At 73.1% G+C, this 16,128-nt stretch carries 9 protein-coding genes and 1 pseudogene; 9 read left to right on the plus strand and 1 reads right to left on the minus strand.

Going from position 1 to position 16,128, the window contains the following annotated elements:
• The first annotated feature begins 60 nt into the window (after window positions 1–60).
• The 7 genes and pseudogenes from KYY02_RS14700 to KYY02_RS14730 all read left to right on the plus strand — a co-directional run bounded on the left by KYY02_RS14700 (window position 61) and on the right by KYY02_RS14730 (window position 11,573).
• On the plus strand, window positions 61–1,512 hold the full coding sequence (locus KYY02_RS14700) for an FGGY family carbohydrate kinase (protein ID WP_371238374.1): 1,452 nt from the start codon (window positions 61–63) through the stop codon (window positions 1,510–1,512).
• A 116-nt stretch (window positions 1,513–1,628) separates the two neighbouring features.
• Window positions 1,629–3,362, plus strand: coding sequence for an ABC transporter ATP-binding protein (locus KYY02_RS14705; protein ID WP_371238375.1), 1,734 nt, complete (start codon window positions 1,629–1,631; stop codon window positions 3,360–3,362).
• On the plus strand, window positions 3,362–5,290 hold the full coding sequence (locus KYY02_RS14710; protein WP_371238376.1) for an ABC transporter ATP-binding protein: 1,929 nt from the start codon (window positions 3,362–3,364) through the stop codon (window positions 5,288–5,290). Before KYY02_RS14705 ends, KYY02_RS14710 begins: the two co-directional genes overlap by 1 nt.
• 217 nt (window positions 5,291–5,507) lie before the next feature.
• Entirely contained in the window at window positions 5,508–6,815 is a 1,308-nt protein-coding gene (locus tag KYY02_RS14715; protein ID WP_371238377.1) for a deoxyguanosinetriphosphate triphosphohydrolase, read from the plus strand.
• A gap of 93 nt (window positions 6,816–6,908) precedes the next feature.
• Window positions 6,909–8,174 (plus strand): NAD(P)/FAD-dependent oxidoreductase, encoded by a 1,266-nt coding sequence (locus tag KYY02_RS14720; protein ID WP_371238378.1) that lies wholly within the window; start codon window positions 6,909–6,911, stop codon window positions 8,172–8,174.
• Window positions 8,175–8,320: 146 nt separating this feature from the next.
• On the plus strand, window positions 8,321–10,249 hold the full coding sequence (dnaG, locus tag KYY02_RS14725) for a DNA primase (RefSeq protein WP_371238379.1): 1,929 nt from the start codon (window positions 8,321–8,323) through the stop codon (window positions 10,247–10,249).
• Window positions 10,250–10,354: 105 nt separating this feature from the next.
• Window positions 10,355–11,573 (plus strand): annotated as a pseudogene (locus KYY02_RS14730) (RNA polymerase sigma factor).
• A gap of 99 nt (window positions 11,574–11,672) precedes the next feature.
• On the opposite strand, the gene KYY02_RS14735 reads toward KYY02_RS14730, so the two are convergent.
• Window positions 11,673–12,452, minus strand: coding sequence for a sirohydrochlorin chelatase (locus KYY02_RS14735; protein WP_371238380.1), 780 nt, complete (start codon window positions 12,450–12,452; stop codon window positions 11,673–11,675).
• 211 nt (window positions 12,453–12,663) lie between these two features.
• On the opposite strand from KYY02_RS14735, the gene KYY02_RS14740 reads away from it, so the two are divergent.
• Together KYY02_RS14740 and KYY02_RS14745 are read left to right on the plus strand one after the other, a co-directional pair.
• Complete coding sequence (locus KYY02_RS14740; protein ID WP_371238381.1) at window positions 12,664–13,365, plus strand: SanA/YdcF family protein; 702 nt, start codon at window positions 12,664–12,666, stop codon at window positions 13,363–13,365.
• A 353-nt stretch (window positions 13,366–13,718) separates the two neighbouring features.
• The gene (locus KYY02_RS14745; protein WP_371238382.1) at window positions 13,719–15,881 is read left to right on the plus strand and encodes a molybdopterin oxidoreductase family protein; all 2,163 of its coding nucleotides are present in this window, start codon (window positions 13,719–13,721) and stop codon (window positions 15,879–15,881) included.
• Window positions 15,882–16,128 lie beyond the last annotated feature (247 nt).

The raw sequence follows: 16,128 nt of genomic DNA on the forward strand, positions 1-16,128 counted from the left end.
GACGCCCCACCACGCCGCCCACGCCCCACCCGTCCCTCCCCATGCGGCAAAATTCGCCGTATGGGGATAGTCGCCGGACTGGACAGCGCGCCAGATTTCACTCGCATCGTCGTCTGTGACACGGACACCGGAGCCGTGCTCAGACAGGGGTACGCCCAGCATCCGATCCAGGGTGCCGACGGCGGCCGCCCCTCCGACGTCGACCCGCAGGCCTGGCTGCTCTCCCTCGGTGAGGCGGCGGGCGGCGGCCTGCTGGAGGGCGTGCAGGCCATCGGCGTCTCCGCGCAGGCGAACGCGCTGGTGCCGCTGGACGCTCAGGGCAACACCGTGCGGCCGGCGATGACCGGGGGTGACAAGCGGGCACAGGCCGCGGCGGCCGACCTGGTCGACGCGTTCGGCGGGCGCGAGGCGTGGGCGCAGGCCGTGGGCTGTGTGCCGGGGGCCGGGCAGCCGGTGACCAAGCTGCGCTGGATGGCCCGCAGCGAACCGGAGAACGCGGCGCGCACCGCCGCGCTGCTGCAGGCGCACGACTGGCTGGTGTGGCAGCTGCTCGGCCGGCCGGCGCGGCGCACCACCGACCGGGGCGGGGCCTCCGGCACCGGGTACTGGGCGGCGGCCACCGGCGGCTACCGGCCCGACCTGGTGGAACTGGCGCTCGGCCACCAGGCGGTGCTGCCGGAGGTGATCGGCCCGGCGGACGCGGCCGGTACGACCCCGGAAGGGCTGCTGATCTCCGCCGGTACGGGCGAGACGATGGCGGCGGCGTTCGGGCTCGGGATCGGGCTGGGCGACGCGGTGGTGTCGCTGGGCGCGTCCGGATCCGTGATGGCCGTGCACCCCGAGGCGCTGGTCGACCAGTACGGGATGATCACCTCTCTGGCGGACGCGACCGGCATGCACCTGCCCGTCGTCACCACCCTGAACGCCGTGCGCGCCCTGCGCGGGACCGCCGAACTGCTCGGGCTGCCCGATCTGGAGAGCCTGTCCGACCTGGCGATGAAGTCGACGCCCGGGGCGCACGGACTGGTGCTGCTGCCGTACCTGGAGGGTGAGCGCACCCCGAACCTGCCGCACACCGCCGGCACGCTGGCCGGGCTGCGGCGGGAGTCGATGAAGCCGGAGCACCTGGCGCGGGCCGCGTTCGAGGGGATGCTGTGCGGGCTCGGGGACGCGCTGGACGTGCTGCGCGGCCGGGGCGTGGAGGTGCGGCGGGTCTTCCTGCTGGGTCCGGCCGCGGAGCTGCCGGCCGTGCAGTCGGCGGCGCCCGCCCTGTTCGGGGCGCAGGTGGTGGTGGTGCAGCCCGCGGACTACGCGGCGATCGGCGCGGCCCGGCAGGCGGCATGGGCGCTCGGGGTGTCGCAGGGCGTCCTCGATCCGCGCACTCCGCCGGTCTGGCAGGGCCCGGTGGCGCAGGTGCTGGACCCCGGGGAGGACCTGGCGGTGGGGCAGGCGGTGCGCCAGCAGTACGTGTCGGTGCGCGAGCAGACGCATCCGGGGGCGTTCCGCCCGTAGCGGATCGGGACCGGGGGCCGGGCCGGTTAATTCGGTTGAGGTAACGCGGGTGCGGTGTTCGACGATAGGGGCCACGGGCAACCAACGCCCCCGCCGACCACTCCGAGAGATTCAGCGTGCTCATACGACTCCTGCGGACCCGTCTGAGGCCCTACAAGGGACCCGTCGCCCTCCTGGTCCTGCTGCAGTTCCTGCAGACCTGCGCCTCGCTCTACCTGCCCACGCTCAACGCGGACATCATCGACAGCGGCGTCGTCGAAGGCGACACCGGCTACATCCTGAGCCACGGCGTCCTGATGGTCGGCATCTCGCTGGCCCAGGTCGTCTGCAACATCGGCGCCGTGTACTACGGCGCCCGGACCGCGTCGGCACTGGGACGGGACGTACGCGCCGCCGTGTTCGACCGGGTGCAGTCCTTCTCCGCGCGTGAGGTGGGCCACTTCGGCGCGCCCTCGCTGATCACCCGTACGACGAACGACGTCCAGCAGGTGCAGATGCTGGTCCTGATGACGTTCACCCTGATGGTGTCGGCGCCCATCATGTGCGTGGGCGGCATCGTGATGGCGCTCGGCCTGGACGTTCCGCTGTCCGGGGTGCTGGTCGCCGTGGTGCCGCTGCTGGGCGTCTGCGTGACGCTGATCGTACGGCGGCTGCGTCCGATGTTCCGGACCATGCAGGAGCGGCTCGACACGGTGAACCGGGTGCTGCGCGAGCAGATCACCGGCAACCGGGTGATCCGCGCCTTCGTGCGGGACGCGTACGAGCGGGAGCGGTTCGGGAAGTCCAACACCGAGCTGACCGACGTCTCGCTGCGCACGGGCAATCTGCTCGCCCTGATGTTCCCGGTGGTCATGACGGTGGTCAACCTGTCGTCGATCGCGGTGGTGTGGTTCGGCGCGCACCGCATCGACGGCGGCGGGATGCAGATCGGTGACCTGACCGCGTTCCTCGCCTATCTGATGCAGATCGTCATGTCCGTGATGATGGCCACCTTCATGTTCATGATGGTGCCGCGCGCCGAGGTGTGCGCCGAGCGCATCCACGAGGTGCTGGACACCTCCTCCAGTGTGGTGCCGCCCGCCGCGCCCGTCACCGAGCTGCGCAGGCACGGGCACCTGGAGATCCGGGGGGCGGGCTTCCGCTACCCGGGCGCCGAGGAGCCGGTGCTGAAGTCGGTCGACCTGGTGGCGCGGCCCGGCGAGGTCACGGCCGTGATCGGTTCCACCGGAAGCGGCAAGTCCACGCTGCTCGGTCTCGTCCCCCGGCTGTTCGACGCGACCGACGGGGAGGTGCTGGTGGACGGCGTGCCCGTGGCGGACGTCGATCCGGCGCTGCTGGCGAGGACGGTCGGACTCGTGCCGCAGAAGCCGTACCTCTTCGCGGGCACGGTGGCGACGAACCTGCGCTACGGCAATCCGGACGCCACCGACGAGGAGCTGTGGCACGCGCTGGAGGTGGCGCAGGGCAAGGACTTCGTGGAGCGGCTCGAGGGCGGCCTCGACGCGCCGATCTCCCAGGGCGGGACGAACGTCTCCGGCGGTCAGCGCCAGCGCCTCGCGATCGCCCGGACGCTGGTGCAGCGCCCGGAGATCTACCTCTTCGACGACTCCTTCTCCGCGCTCGACTACGCCACCGACGCGGCCCTGCGGGCGGCCCTCGGACGGGAGACGGCCGGGGCGACCGTGGTGATCGTCGCCCAGCGGGTGGCGACCATCCGGGACGCCGACCGGATCGTGGTCCTGGACGAGGGCCGGGTCGTCGGCACCGGCCGGCACGGCGAACTGATGGCGGACAACGACACCTACCGGGAGATCGTGCTCTCCCAGCTGACGGAAGCGGAGGCTGCCTGATGGCGGGGCCCGGAGGACGGATGATGGCCGGGGGCGGCCCCGACCAGCGGACGATCGACTTCAAGGGGTCGAGCAGACGGCTGATCGCCCGGTTCAGGCCGGAACGCCCGACGATTTACGGGCTGCTGGCCTGTGTCGTGCTCAGTGTGGGGCTCAGCGTGATCGGGCCGAAGATCCTCGGCGAGGCGACCGACCTGGTCTTCTCCGGCATCGTCGGACGGGAGATGCCGGAGGGCGCCACCAGGGAACAGGTGCTGGACTCGATGCGGGAGCGGGGCGAGGGCGATGTCGCCGACATGCTCCGCAGCACCGACTTCACCCCCGGCGAGGGCATCGACTTCACGGCGGTGGGCAACGTCCTGCTGGTCGCGCTGGCGGTGTTCCTGGTCGCCGGCCTGCTGATGGCGGTGGCGACCCGGCTGGTGAACCGGGCGGTCAACCGCACCGTGTTCCGGATGCGCGAGGACGTGCAGACGAAGCTGTCGCGGCTGCCGCTGTCGTACTTCGACCAGCGGCAGCGCGGCGAGGTGCTCAGCCGCGCCACCAACGACATCGACAACGTCGGGCAGACGCTCCAGCAGTCGATGGGCCAGCTGATCAACTCGCTGCTCACCATCATCGGTGTGCTCGCGATGATGTTCTACGTCTCCTGGATCCTCGCGCTGGTCGCGCTGGTGACGGTGCCGCTGTCGTTCGTCGTCGCCACCCGCGTCGGCAAGCGGTCGCAGCCGCACTTCGTGCAGCAGTGGCGCAGCACCGGCACGCTCAACGCGCACATCGAGGAGATGTACACCGGGCACACCCTGGTGAAGGTGTTCGGGCGGCAGGAGGAGTCGGCGCGCACGTTCGCCGAGGAGAACGAGGCGCTGTACGAGGCCGGGTTCAAGGCGCAGTTCAACAGCGGCGTCATGCAGCCGCTGATGTTCTTCGTCTCGAACATCAACTACGTGCTGGTGGCGGTCGTCGGGGGCCTGCGGGTCGCGTCGGGCGCGCTGTCCATCGGCGACGTGCAGGCGTTCATCCAGTACTCGCGGCAGTTCTCGATGCCGCTGACGCAGGTCGCCTCGATGGCGAACCTGGTGCAGTCGGGTGTCGCCTCCGCGGAGCGGGTCTTCGAACTGCTCGACGCCGAGGAGCAGGAGGCCGACGCCTCGCCCGCCGAGAGGCCCGAACGGTTGCGCGGGCGGGTGGCGCTGGAGCACGTGTCGTTCCGGTACGACCCCGGGAAGCCGCTGATCGAGGACCTGTCGCTGACGGTCGAGCCGGGCCACACGGTGGCGATCGTCGGTCCGACCGGGGCCGGCAAGACGACGCTGGTGAACCTGCTGATGCGGTTCTACGAGGTGTCCGGCGGGCGGATCACGATCGACGGGGTGGACATAGCGAGGATGTCCCGGGACGAGCTGCGCGCCGGCATCGGCATGGTGCTGCAGGACACCTGGCTGTTCGGCGGCACCATCGCGGAGAACATCGCGTACGGGGCGTCCCGCGAGGTCACCCGGGAGGAGATCGAGCAGGCGGCCCGGGCGGCGCACGCGGACCGGTTCGTCCGGACGCTGCCCGACGGGTACGACACGGTGATCGACGACGAGGGGTCGGGGGTCAGCGCGGGAGAGAAGCAGCTGATCACGATCGCCCGGGCGTTCCTGTCGGACCCGGTGATCCTGGTGCTGGACGAGGCGACGAGTTCCGTGGACACGCGTACGGAGGTGCTGATCCAGAAGGCGATGGCGCAACTGGCGCACGGGCGTACGTCGTTCGTGATCGCGCACCGACTGTCGACGATCCGGGACGCGGACACGATCCTGGTGATGGAGAACGGCGCGATCGTCGAGCAGGGCGCGCACGAGAAGCTGCTGGCCGCGGACGGGGCGTACGCCCGCCTGTACAAGGCCCAGTTCGCGGAGGCGGTGGTGGAGGTCGACTGACGTTCCCCGGACGCCGGAGGGGCCGATGTCCGGCCCCTCCGGCGTCCGGGGGACGGAGGAGCGGGGCGGAGCCCCGGGTCGGGACGGGAAGGGAAGGGACGGCGGAGCGGGGCAGGAAGGGACGGGGGGCGGGGCAGGAAGGGACGAGGGGCGGGGAAACCCGAGGCCGCACGGCCGACGGCCCCCGGCTGTCCCCCCTCCCCCTTACTGTCATCACATGGAAGGCACCGCGCTCCCCGCCGCATACGACCCGACGTCGGTCGCCCGCTGGGCCCCCGAACCCGACAAACGCCCCGGCCGCACCGCCTTCCAACGCGACCGCGCTCGCGTCCTGCACTCCGCCGCCCTGCGCCGTCTCGCGGGAAAGACGCAGGTCGTCACCCCGGGGGAGCACAGTCAGGTCTGGGACGCCAGCCCTCGCACCCGCCTCACCCACTCCCTCGAATGCGCCCAGGTCGGCCGCGAGCTCGGCGCCGCCCTCGGCTGCGACCCCGACCTGGTGGAGGCCGCCTGCCTCTCCCACGACCTCGGCCACCCGCCCTTCGGCCACAACGGCGAACGCGCGCTGAACGAGTTCGCCGAGGACTGCGGCGGCTTCGAGGGCAACGCCCAGTCGCTCCGCCTCCTCACCCGCATCGAACCCAAACGCTTCACCCCCGAGGGCTCCGTCGGCCTCAACCTCACCCGCGCCGTCCTCGACGCCGCCACCAAGTACCCCTGGCCCCGCGGCGGCCACCCCACCGACCCGGCCTCCCCGAAGTTCGGCGTCTACGAGGACGACCGCCCCGTCTTCGACTGGATCCGCGAGGGCGCCCCCGGCACCCGCACCTGCTTCGAGGCCCAGGTCATGGACTGGGCCGACGACGTGGCCTACTCGGTGCACGACGTGGAGGACGGTCTGCACGCCGGCCACATCGACCCCAACTGCCTGCACGCCGACCCGGAGCGGGAGGCCGTCTTCGCCGTCGCCGTCGGCCGGTACGTCCCCGCCGACACCGATCCCGCCGAACTCGCGGAGGCCCTCGACCGCCTCCTCGACCAGGAGTGGTGGCCGCACGGCTACGACGGCACCGCCGTCGCCCAGGCCCGGCTCAAGGACGCCACCAGCCAGCTCATCGGCCGCTTCTGCCTCGCCGCCGAAGGCGCCACCCGCCAGGCATGGGGGTACCTCCCGGGCCGTTCAGGCAGCGGGGGAGGCGGCGGGCGCCTCACCAGGTACGGCGCCGAGCTGGTCGTACCGCGCGGCATCCGCATGGAGTGCGCGGTCCTCAAGGCGGTCGCCGACCGGTACGTCATGCAGCGCGCCGAGCAGGAACTGCTCCGCGTCGACCAGCGGATCGTCGTCCTGGAGCTGGCGGAGGCGCTCACCTCCCGCGCCCCCGACGGCCTGGACCCCCAGTTCCGCGCCCTGTTCGACCGGGCCCCGGACGACCGCGCCCGCAAGCGCGTGATCGTCGACCAGATCGCGTCGCTCACCGACGCCTCGGCCCGCTCGCTCCACGCCCGTTTCAAGGGGCGGGCGTGAGCCGTATGGCCTGATCGGGTCACTCCCCCTTCCGGCGACACCCCGGGTACGGGACGCTCGCAGGTGGCGACACCCTTAAGAGGAGGCATCGACGTGGTCGACGCGGATCAGACATTCGTCATCGTCGGAGGCGGCCTGGCCGGCGCCAAGGCGGCCGAGACGCTGAGAGCGGAGGGCTTCACCGGCCGCGTGATACTGATCTGCGACGAACGCGACCACCCCTACGAGCGTCCGGCCCTCTCCAAGGGCTACCTCCTCGGCAAGGCCGAACGCGACAGTGTCTTCGTCCACGAGCGGGCCTGGTACGCGCGCCACGACGTCGAACTGCATCTCGGCGGGACCGTCGACGCCGTCGACCGCGCCGCGAGGACCGTCCGCTACGGCGAGGACGGCACCGTCGTCCGCTACGACAAGCTGCTGCTCGCCACCGGCGCCGAGCCCCGTCGTCTCGACATCCCTGGCACCGGTCTCGGGGGCGTCCACCACCTGCGCCGCCTCACCCACGCCGAGCGCCTCAAGGGCGTCCTGGCCTCCCTGGGCCGGGACAACGGCCACCTGGTGATCGCCGGCGCCGGCTGGATCGGCCTGGAGATCGCGGCGGCGGCCCGCGAGTACGGCGCGGAGGTCACCGTCGTCCACCGTGACCCGACCCCGCTGCACTCGGTCCTCGGCCCCGAGCTCGGCCAGCTCTTCGCCGAGCTGCACAGCGATCACGGGGTGCGCTTCCACTTCGGCGCCACGCTCACCGAGATCGTCGGCCAGGACGGCGTGGTCCTCGCCGCCCGCACCGACGACGGCGATGAGCACCCCGCGCACGCCGTCCTCGCGGCGATCGGCGCGGCCCCGCGCACCTCGCTCGCGGAGTCGGCGGGGCTGGAGCTCGCCGACCCCGCGGACGGCGGCGGCGTCCTCGTCGACGAACGGCTGCGCACCTGCGATCCGGACATCTACGCGGCCGGCGACGTCGCGTCCTTCCCGCACGCCCTCTTCGGCACGCGGCTGCGGGTGGAGCACTGGGCCAATGCGCTGAACGGCGGGCCGGCGGCCGCCCGCTCCATGCTGGGCCGGGAGGAGACCTACGACCGCGTGCCCTACTTCTTCACCGACCAGTACGACCTGGGGATGGAGTACTCCGGGTGGGCGCCGCCGGGCTCCTACGACCAGGTGGTCGTCCGGGGCGACGCGGGCAAGCGCGAGTTCATCGCCTTCTGGGTGAAGGAGGGCCGGGTGCTCGCGGGGATGAACGTGAATGTGTGGGATGTCACGGAGCCGATCCAGAGGCTGATCCGCTCCGGCGCGCAGGTGGACACGGAGGCGCTGGCGAATCCGCATGTGCCGCTGGAGAGTCTGGTTGCCTGAGGCCGCCGGATCCTGCCGTATCGCGCGTGCCGCGCCGTCGTGGCTGGTCGCGCCCGCGCGGCGGAGCCGCACACGTCACGGCCCCGCGCCCCTGCGGGGTGCTCCGGTGGACCTGCGATGCCGGTCGGCCCCCGTAGAATTCACGCGTGGCTGGGCGGATCAACGATGAGGACGTGAAGGCGGTTCGGGACGCGGTCCCGATCGACGCCGTCGTGTCCGAGTACCTTCAGCTGCGGAACGCGGGCGGCGGGAACCTCAAGGGGCTCTGCCCCTTCCACGACGAGAAGTCGCCGTCCTTCCAGGTCAGCCCGAGCAAGGGACTCTTCCACTGCTTCGGCTGCCAGGAGGGCGGCGACACCATCACGTTCGTGATGAAGATCGACCACCTCTCCTTCTCGGAGGCGGTCGAGCGCCTCGCCGGACAGGCCGGCATCACCCTGCGCTACGAGGAGGGCGGGTACAACCCCTCCCACCAGCGCGGCGAGCGCATCCGTCTGGTCGAGGCCCACAAGATCGCCGCCGAGTGGTACGCGGAACAGCTCGCCACCTCCCCCGAGGCCGACACCGGCCGGGCCTTCCTCGCCGACCGCGGCTTCGACCAGGCCGCCGCCGTCCACTTCGGCGTCGGCTACAGCCCGCAGGGCTGGGACCACCTCACCCGCTTCCTGCGGGGCAAGGGCTTCAGCGACAAGGAGCTGATCCTCTCCGGCCTCTCCCAGGAGGGCCGCCGCGGCCCCATCGACCGCTTCCGCGGCCGGCTGATGTGGCCCATCCGCGACATCGGCGGGGAGGTCGTCGGCTTCGGCGCCCGCAAGCTGTACGAGGCGGACACCGGCCCGAAGTACCTCAACACCCCCGAGACCGCGATCTACAAGAAGTCCCAGGTCCTCTACGGCATCGACCTGGCGAAGAAGGACATCGCGAAGTCCTCCCGCGCGGTCGTCGTCGAGGGCTACACCGACGTCATGGCCTGCCACCTGGCCGGAGTGACGACCGCCATCGCCACCTGCGGCACCGCCTTCGGAGGCGACCACATCAAGATCCTGCGCCGGCTGCTCATGGACAACGGCAGCGCGCGTGTGATCTTCACCTTCGACGGTGACGCGGCCGGCCAGAAGGCGGCCCTGCGCGCCTTCGAGGACGACCAGAAGTTCGCCGCCGAGACCTACATCGCCATCGCCCCCGACGGCATGGACCCCTGCGACCTGCGCCTCGCCAAGGGCGACGAGGCCATCGCCGACCTGGTCGAACCCCGTACTCCGCTCTTCGAGTTCGCCCTCCGCCAGATCGTGGTCCGCTACGACCTGGACACCCCGGCCGGCCGCGCCGCCGCCCTCGACGAGGCCGCCCCGATCGTCGCCCGGATCAAGAACAGCGGCGCCCAGCACGAGGTCGCCGTCCAGCTCGCCGGGATGCTCGGCATCCTCGACACCCAGTTCGTGGTCAAGCGGGTGGCGCAGCTGGCCCGTTGGGCCCGCGAACGCGGCGGCAAGGGCCCCGCCCCCGACCGGCAGCAGCACGGCGGCGGCCCCCGGCAGTACGCCTCCGTCCCGGACCGGCCGGCCCCGCGCGGTCCCGCCCTCAACCTCCGCAACCCGGTCTTCGCCACCGAACGCGAACTGCTCAAGCTCGCCCTCCAGCGCCCGGAGCTGGTCTCCCCGGCCTTCGACGCGTACGGCGTCGACGAGTTCACCGCCCCGCCCTACGCGGCCGTGCGCCAGGCGATCATGGACGCGGGCGGCGCGGAGTACGGCACCCAGGACCCGCAGGAGTACCTGATCCGGGTCCGCGAGGCCGCCCCCGACGACACCGTCCGCGCCATGGTCACCGAACTCGCCGTCGAGGCGATCATGCTGCACCGGGGGGGCAAGGAGGTCGACGAGACCTACGCGGGCGCCCAACTGGTCACCGTCCGGCGCCGCGCGGTCGAGCGCCGCATCCGTGACGTCGCCAGCCGCCTCACCCGCCTCAGCACTCACGGTGACCCGAGCGAACTGGCCGCCGTACAGAACGAGTTGTGGGTGCTCCAGCAGTACGACCAGGCCCTGCGGGAGCACGGCGCGGCCGCGTTGTGAGGGTGTCCGGGACGGGCCCGGGTCACCGGCCGGTCACCGGCCGGACGCAAAAAGTCATCGCACGCCCCTCGTGGGGACGATGTGTCGTACGCCACACTGGACCCGGTGCCTGAGTCCTCGGAGCGCGGCCGATCCGTCGCCGGCGGGCCCCGGACATCCGCGGTCCCGCTCACCGCGTACGGGACGGACAGCGGCGAGGCCGGCGACTCCGTTCCCGAAGTACCGCTGCCCCACCCCCCTGGCGGCGATCATCCTGGAGGTCGCACCCGTGCAGACCCGGACCCTCACCCAGCCCGACGCCGACGTCCTCGTCGCCGTGCCCGCGCAGAACCACGTCGCGCACCACCCCGAGACACCGCCCGAGCCGGCCGGTCCCGTCGAGCCGGTCGCGTCCGTCCGCCCCGAGGCCGGCGGCCCCTCCTCGGACCTGTTCCGGCAGTACCTGCGGGAGATCGGGCGCATCCCGTTGCTGACCGCCGCCGAGGAGGTCGAACTCGCCCGCCGTGTCGAGGCGGGGCTGTTCGCCGAGGAGAAACTGCGGCTGACCCCTGATCTGGACAGCCGGCTCGCCGTCGACCTGGACCGGATCGTCGTCCTGGGCCGGATGGCCAAACGACGGCTGATCGAGGCGAACCTGCGGCTCGTCGTGTCCGTCGCCAAGCGGTACGTGGGCCGGGGGCTGACCATGCTGGACCTGGTCCAGGAGGGCAACCTGGGGCTGATCCGGGCGGTGGAGAAGTTCGACTACGCACGCGGGTACAAGTTCTCCACCTACGCCACGTGGTGGATCCGGCAGGCCATGTCGCGTGCGCTGGCCGACCAGGCCCGGACCATTCGCGTGCCCGTGCACGTGGTGGAGCTCATCAACCGGGTGGTGCGGGTGCAGCGGCGGATGCTGCAGGAGCGGGGGTACGAGCCGACGCCGGCGGAGGTCGCCGCGCACCTCGACCTGCCGGCCGAGCGGGTGGGGGAGGTGCTCCGGCTCGCGCAGGAGCCGATCTCCCTCCATGCGCCGGTGGGCGAGGAGGAGGACGTGGCTCTCGGTGACCTCATCGAGGACGGCGACGCCGCGAGTCCCGTGGAGTCGGCGGTGTTCCTGCTGTTGCGGGAGCATCTGGAGGCGGTGCTGTCGACGCTGGGGGAACGGGAGCGGAAGGTGGTGCAGCTGCGGTACGGGCTGGCCGACGGGCGCCCCCGTACGTTGGAGGAGATCGGGCGGATCTTCGGCGTCACGCGCGAGCGCATACGGCAGATCGAGTCCAAGACGCTGAACAAGCTTCGCGACCACGCCCTCGCGGATCAGCTGCGCGGGTACCTGGACTAGTTTTCCGCCGCCCCGCCGCCCCGCCGCCCCGTCCCTGGGGCCCCCGGGCCCCTTCGCGCCCACGCGGCGAAGCCGTATGCCGTCACAGCCCCGCGCCCCTCAGACGGCCGACGCCGGCTCCAGGGGTGCGGTGGCCGAGGTCCGCAGAGCCCGGTCGTAGCGGTGGAGGAGGAGGCCGGCCATCGCGGGGTGGGTGCCGAGGGGGGCGGAGGCGATCCACGGCGCGGCCGCCGCGCATTCCGTGGCGAAGCGGCCGGGGGCGGTGAAGTAGGAGGCGACGGCCACCCGGTGGCGGCCCCGGGCGGCCAGGGAGCGTACGGCTTCGGGGACCGTGGGGGCGGCGGCGGAGGCGTACGCGGGGACGACGGGGACGCCGAGGCGTTCGGCGAGCAGCCGCGCGGTGCGGCCTGTGTCGACCCGCGACTCGGGGTCGCTGGAGCCCGCCGCGGCGAGCACGACCCCGCTCGCGCGGCGGGCCGCCGCCTCCACCGGGCTGCGCCAGCCGGCCTCGGTGAGACGGGCGTGCAGGGCGTCCACGAGGAGGGGGTGCGGGCCGAGCGGGGCGGCCACACGCACGTGCAGCCGTGCCCCGGCGGCCGTCTCGGGGATGTCCCGCTTGACGTGGTAGCCCCGGCTGAGCAGCAGCGGTACCAGGACGGCGGCCCCGGTGCCGTGCGCGTCCAGTCCGGCGAGGGTGTCGGGGAGCAGGGGCGCGTTCAGCTCGAGGTGGCCCAGGTGCACGGACAGGTCCGGCCGCAGGACGCGGACGCGGTCCAGGAGCCGCCGTACGGTGCTCAGCGCGCGCGGGTCGCGGCTGCCGTGGGCCACCACGACGAGGGCGGGCCGGGGGACGCGGTCGTTCATGGGGTACGCCGTCATGCACCGATCGTGGAGGCGGCACGTTGCCTTCCCGTTGCGCGGGCGTGACGGGCGTTTTCCAGCGGTTCACCGTGCGGACGGCGGTGGGTGTGAGGCGGTTCGACCCGCCGTTCCGCCCCGCTCCGTGAAGCTGGTCACAGGGCGTGAGGCGAACCGGAAGGCCCCGCGGGGCGTCCTCCCCGGTCCAGGACCGACCGGGGAGGGCCGTCCGATGCGTCGTCTCGGAGACCGCCGCCCGCGTCTGCCGCGCACCCGTACGGGGTGGCGGCGGCTCGTGCGGGCGGCGGCGGTGTGCGTGCTGGCGCTGCTGCCGGCGACCTGGCTGCGCGTGACGACGGACGACCGGCTGCGCACCACCGCCGACGTGCCGCGCACCGACGTCGCCGTGGTCTTCGGCGCGGGACTGTGGGACGGGGAGCCGTCCCCGTACCTCGCGCACCGGCTGGACGCGGCGGCAAAGCTGTACCGCGCGGGGCGGATCGAGGTGGTGCTGGTCACCGGCGACAACAGCCGCGAGGAGTACGACGAGCCGGACGCGATGCGCGCCTACCTCACCCGGCACGGCGTCCCCGGCACGCGGATCGTCAGCGACTACGCGGGCTTCGACACCTGGGACTCCTGTGTCCGCGCGAAGAGGATCTTCGGCGTGGACCGCGCGGTGCTGATCAGCCAGGGCTTCCACATCCGCCGCGCGGTGGCCCTGTGCCGGGCGGCCGGCGTCACCGCGTACGGCGTCGGCGTCGACGGCCGCCACGACGTGACCTGGTACTACGGGGGCGTCAGGGAGATCTTCGCGGCGGGCAAGGCGGCACTGGACGCCGCCTTCCGCCCGGACCCGCGCTTCCTCGGACCGCAGGAACCGGGGGTGGAGCGGGCGCTGGCCGACGTCCACGGTCCGGGGACGCCGGACTGACGGATCACGCGTACTCCAGCATGCTCGCGTCCCTGGCGGACACCACACGCGTCACGGTGACGCTCCCGGCGGAGCAGGTCGAGCTGCTCGGGGGCGCCGGCCCGCACGGGCACACGTACACGATCGACGCGACGCTGGCCGAGCCGGCGCTGCGCCGGCCGGGCCCGGTGTCGTACCGCCGTCCGGCATCGACGGAGTGCCCCGGCTGTGCGGTGACCGTATCCGGCTCGTCGTCGTCCGAGCGGGGAGCGCCGGCCCCTCACCGCGGGCCCCGGCCGGCGGGGAGGTCGCCGTACCCGGGGTGTAACAGCGGCCGGCGCGGTACGTAACACCGGCGGCGCAGCCTGGGTTGTATGCGAGACACCGTGACGCCCACGCACTGCCCCTACTGCGCCCTGCAGTGCGGGATGAATCTGACGCCGGCCCCCGACGGGAGAGCCGTCGAGGTGAGCGAGCGCGCGGACTTCCCGGTGAACCGGGGGGCGCTGTGCGGGAAGGGGCGCACGGCGCCCGCCGTGCTGTCGTCGAGCGTGCGGCTGACCTCGCCGCTGGTGCGGTCCGCGGGGGGCGCGCTGGTGCCGGCCTCCTGGGAGGAGGCGCTGGAACGGGTCGCCGAGGGGCTGGGGCGGACGCGTGCGGAGTACGGGGCGGACGCGGTCGGGGTGTTCGGCGGGGGCGGACTGACCAACGAGAAGGCGTACAGCCTGGGCAAGTTCGCGCGGGTGGTGCTGGGGACCTCCCAGATCGACTACAACGGGCGGTTCTGCATGTCGTCGGCCGCTGCGGCGGGCGGCAGGGCGTTCGGCCTCGACCGGGGGCTGCCGTTCCCGCTGGAGGACATTCCGCGGACCGGATGCGTGATCCTCGTCGGGTCGAATCCGGCGGAGACCATGCCGCCGTCGCTGCGGTACTTCACCGAGCTGAGGGAGAACGGCGGCACGCTGATCGTCGTCGACCCGCGCCGCACGAGGACCGCCGAGCAGGCCGATCTGCACCTGGCGCCGCGCCCCGGCACCGATCTCGCCCTGGCGCTGGGCCTGCTGCACCTGATCGTCGCCGAGGGACACACCGACGAGGCGTACGTCCGGGAGCGCACCGCTGGCTGGGAGGAGACCCGGGCCGCCGCGATGGCGCACTGGCCGGAGTACGTGGAGCGCATCACCGGCGTGCCCGTCCCCCGACTGCGGGAGGCGGTACGGCTGTTCTGCGAGCCCGAGGCCGCGATGGTGCTCACCGCGCGCGGGCCCGAGCAGCAGTCCAAGGGAACGGACACGGTGGGCGCGTGGATCAACCTGTGCCTGGCGACGGGGCGGGCCGGCCGGCCGCTGTCCGGGTACGGGTGCCTGACCGGGCAGGGCAACGGGCAGGGCGGACGCGAACACGGCCAGAAGGCCGACCAGTTGCCCGGCTACCGCAAGCTCACCGACCCGGCGGCGCGGGCGCACGTCGCCGGGGTGTGGGGCGTGGACCCCGACTCGCTGCCGGGGCCGGGGCGCAGCGCGTACGAGCTGCTGGACGCGCTCGGCACGGACATCCGCTCACTGCTGCTGATGGGCTCCAACCCGGTGGTGTCGGCGCCACGCGCCGCGCACGTCGAGCAGCGGATCCGCTCGCTGGACTTCCTGGCGGTGTGCGACGTCGTGCTGTCGGAGACGGCCGCGCTCGCCGATGTCGTCCTGCCGGTGACGCAGTGGGCGGAGGAGACGGGGACGACGACCAGCCTGGAGGGGAGGGTGCTGCTGCGGCGGCGCGCGATCACGCCGCCGGAGGGCGTCCGCAGCGACCTGGAGGTCATGCACGAGCTGGCCGCGCGGCTGGGCGGGGAGGGGAGCCCGGAGAAGAGGTTCCCGACCGATCCCGAGGAGGTCTTCGAGGAGCTGCGCCGGGCCAGCGCGGGCGGGCCCGCGGACTACTCGGGGATCACCTACCGCAGACTGGCGGAGGAGAACGGCGTGTTCTGGCCGTGCCCGGCGCCGGAGGACCCGGCGGGCGGCGTCCACCCCGGCACCCCCCGGCTCTTCCTCGACCGGTTCGCCACCGAGGACGGGCGGGCGCGGTTCGCGCCGGTCTCGCACCGGGCGGCCGCCGAGGAGCCCGACGCCGAGTACCCCGTGCTGCTGACCACCGGGCGGGTCGTGGCGCAGTACCAGTCCGGCGCCCAGACCCGGCGCGTGGACGAGCTGAACGCCGCCGCGCCCGGCCCGTTCGTGGAGCTGCACCCCCGGCTCGCAGAGCGGCTCGGCACGGCCGAGGGCGACCCGGTGGCCGTGGTGTCCCGGCGGGGGCGGGCGGTGGCGCCGGCCAGGATCACGACCGCGATCCGGCCGGACACGGTCTTCATGCCGTTCCACTGGGCCGGTGAGGGCCGCGCCAACACCCTCACCAACCCGGCCCTCGACCCGACCTCCCGCATGCCGGAGTTCAAGGTGTGCGCGGTCCGCGTGGAGGCCGTGCGGCCGGTGCGGGCCGCCGGGTCCGCACCGGCCGCCGCCCGGCCTGCCGTGTCCACGGCGTGAAGGAGGGGGTGGGTGGGGGGCGAGGATCGCTGCTGCCGCGCCCGGCGTCCGGCGCTCTCCCGCCGGCCCGGACCGGCCCGGAGCACGAGGGACCCGCCGCCGACAGCACACCGGTGCGCGCCCTCGCTCCGCCCCGCCTGCCCGCACGCGGTCCTCACGGACGCGCCGGTCACCCGATCACCCCCGTGCGCCGCCCCCTTCGGGTGCTTTGTCGCGATCGGATCCGTGCGGCATCGGTGACCTGCTG

Source organism: Streptomyces pimonensis (genome assembly GCF_041380215.1).
Lineage (GTDB): Bacteria > Actinomycetota > Actinomycetes > Streptomycetales > Streptomycetaceae > Streptomyces > Streptomyces pimonensis.

Coding starts and splice junctions, on each gene's coding strand:
- KYY02_RS14700 (WP_371238374.1), top strand. CDS start 61: ATGGGGATAGTCGCCGGACTGGACAGCGCGCCAGATTTCACTCGCATC.
- KYY02_RS14710 (WP_371238376.1), top strand. CDS start 3,362: ATGGCGGGGCCCGGAGGACGGATGATGGCCGGGGGCGGCCCCGACCAG.
- KYY02_RS14715 (WP_371238377.1), top strand. CDS start 5,508: ATGGAAGGCACCGCGCTCCCCGCCGCATACGACCCGACGTCGGTCGCC.
- KYY02_RS14735 (WP_371238380.1), bottom strand. CDS start 12,452: ATGACGGCGTACCCCATGAACGACCGCGTCCCCCGGCCCGCCCTCGTC.
- KYY02_RS14740 (WP_371238381.1), top strand. CDS start 12,664: ATGCGTCGTCTCGGAGACCGCCGCCCGCGTCTGCCGCGCACCCGTACG.
- KYY02_RS14745 (WP_371238382.1), top strand. CDS start 13,719: ATGCGAGACACCGTGACGCCCACGCACTGCCCCTACTGCGCCCTGCAG.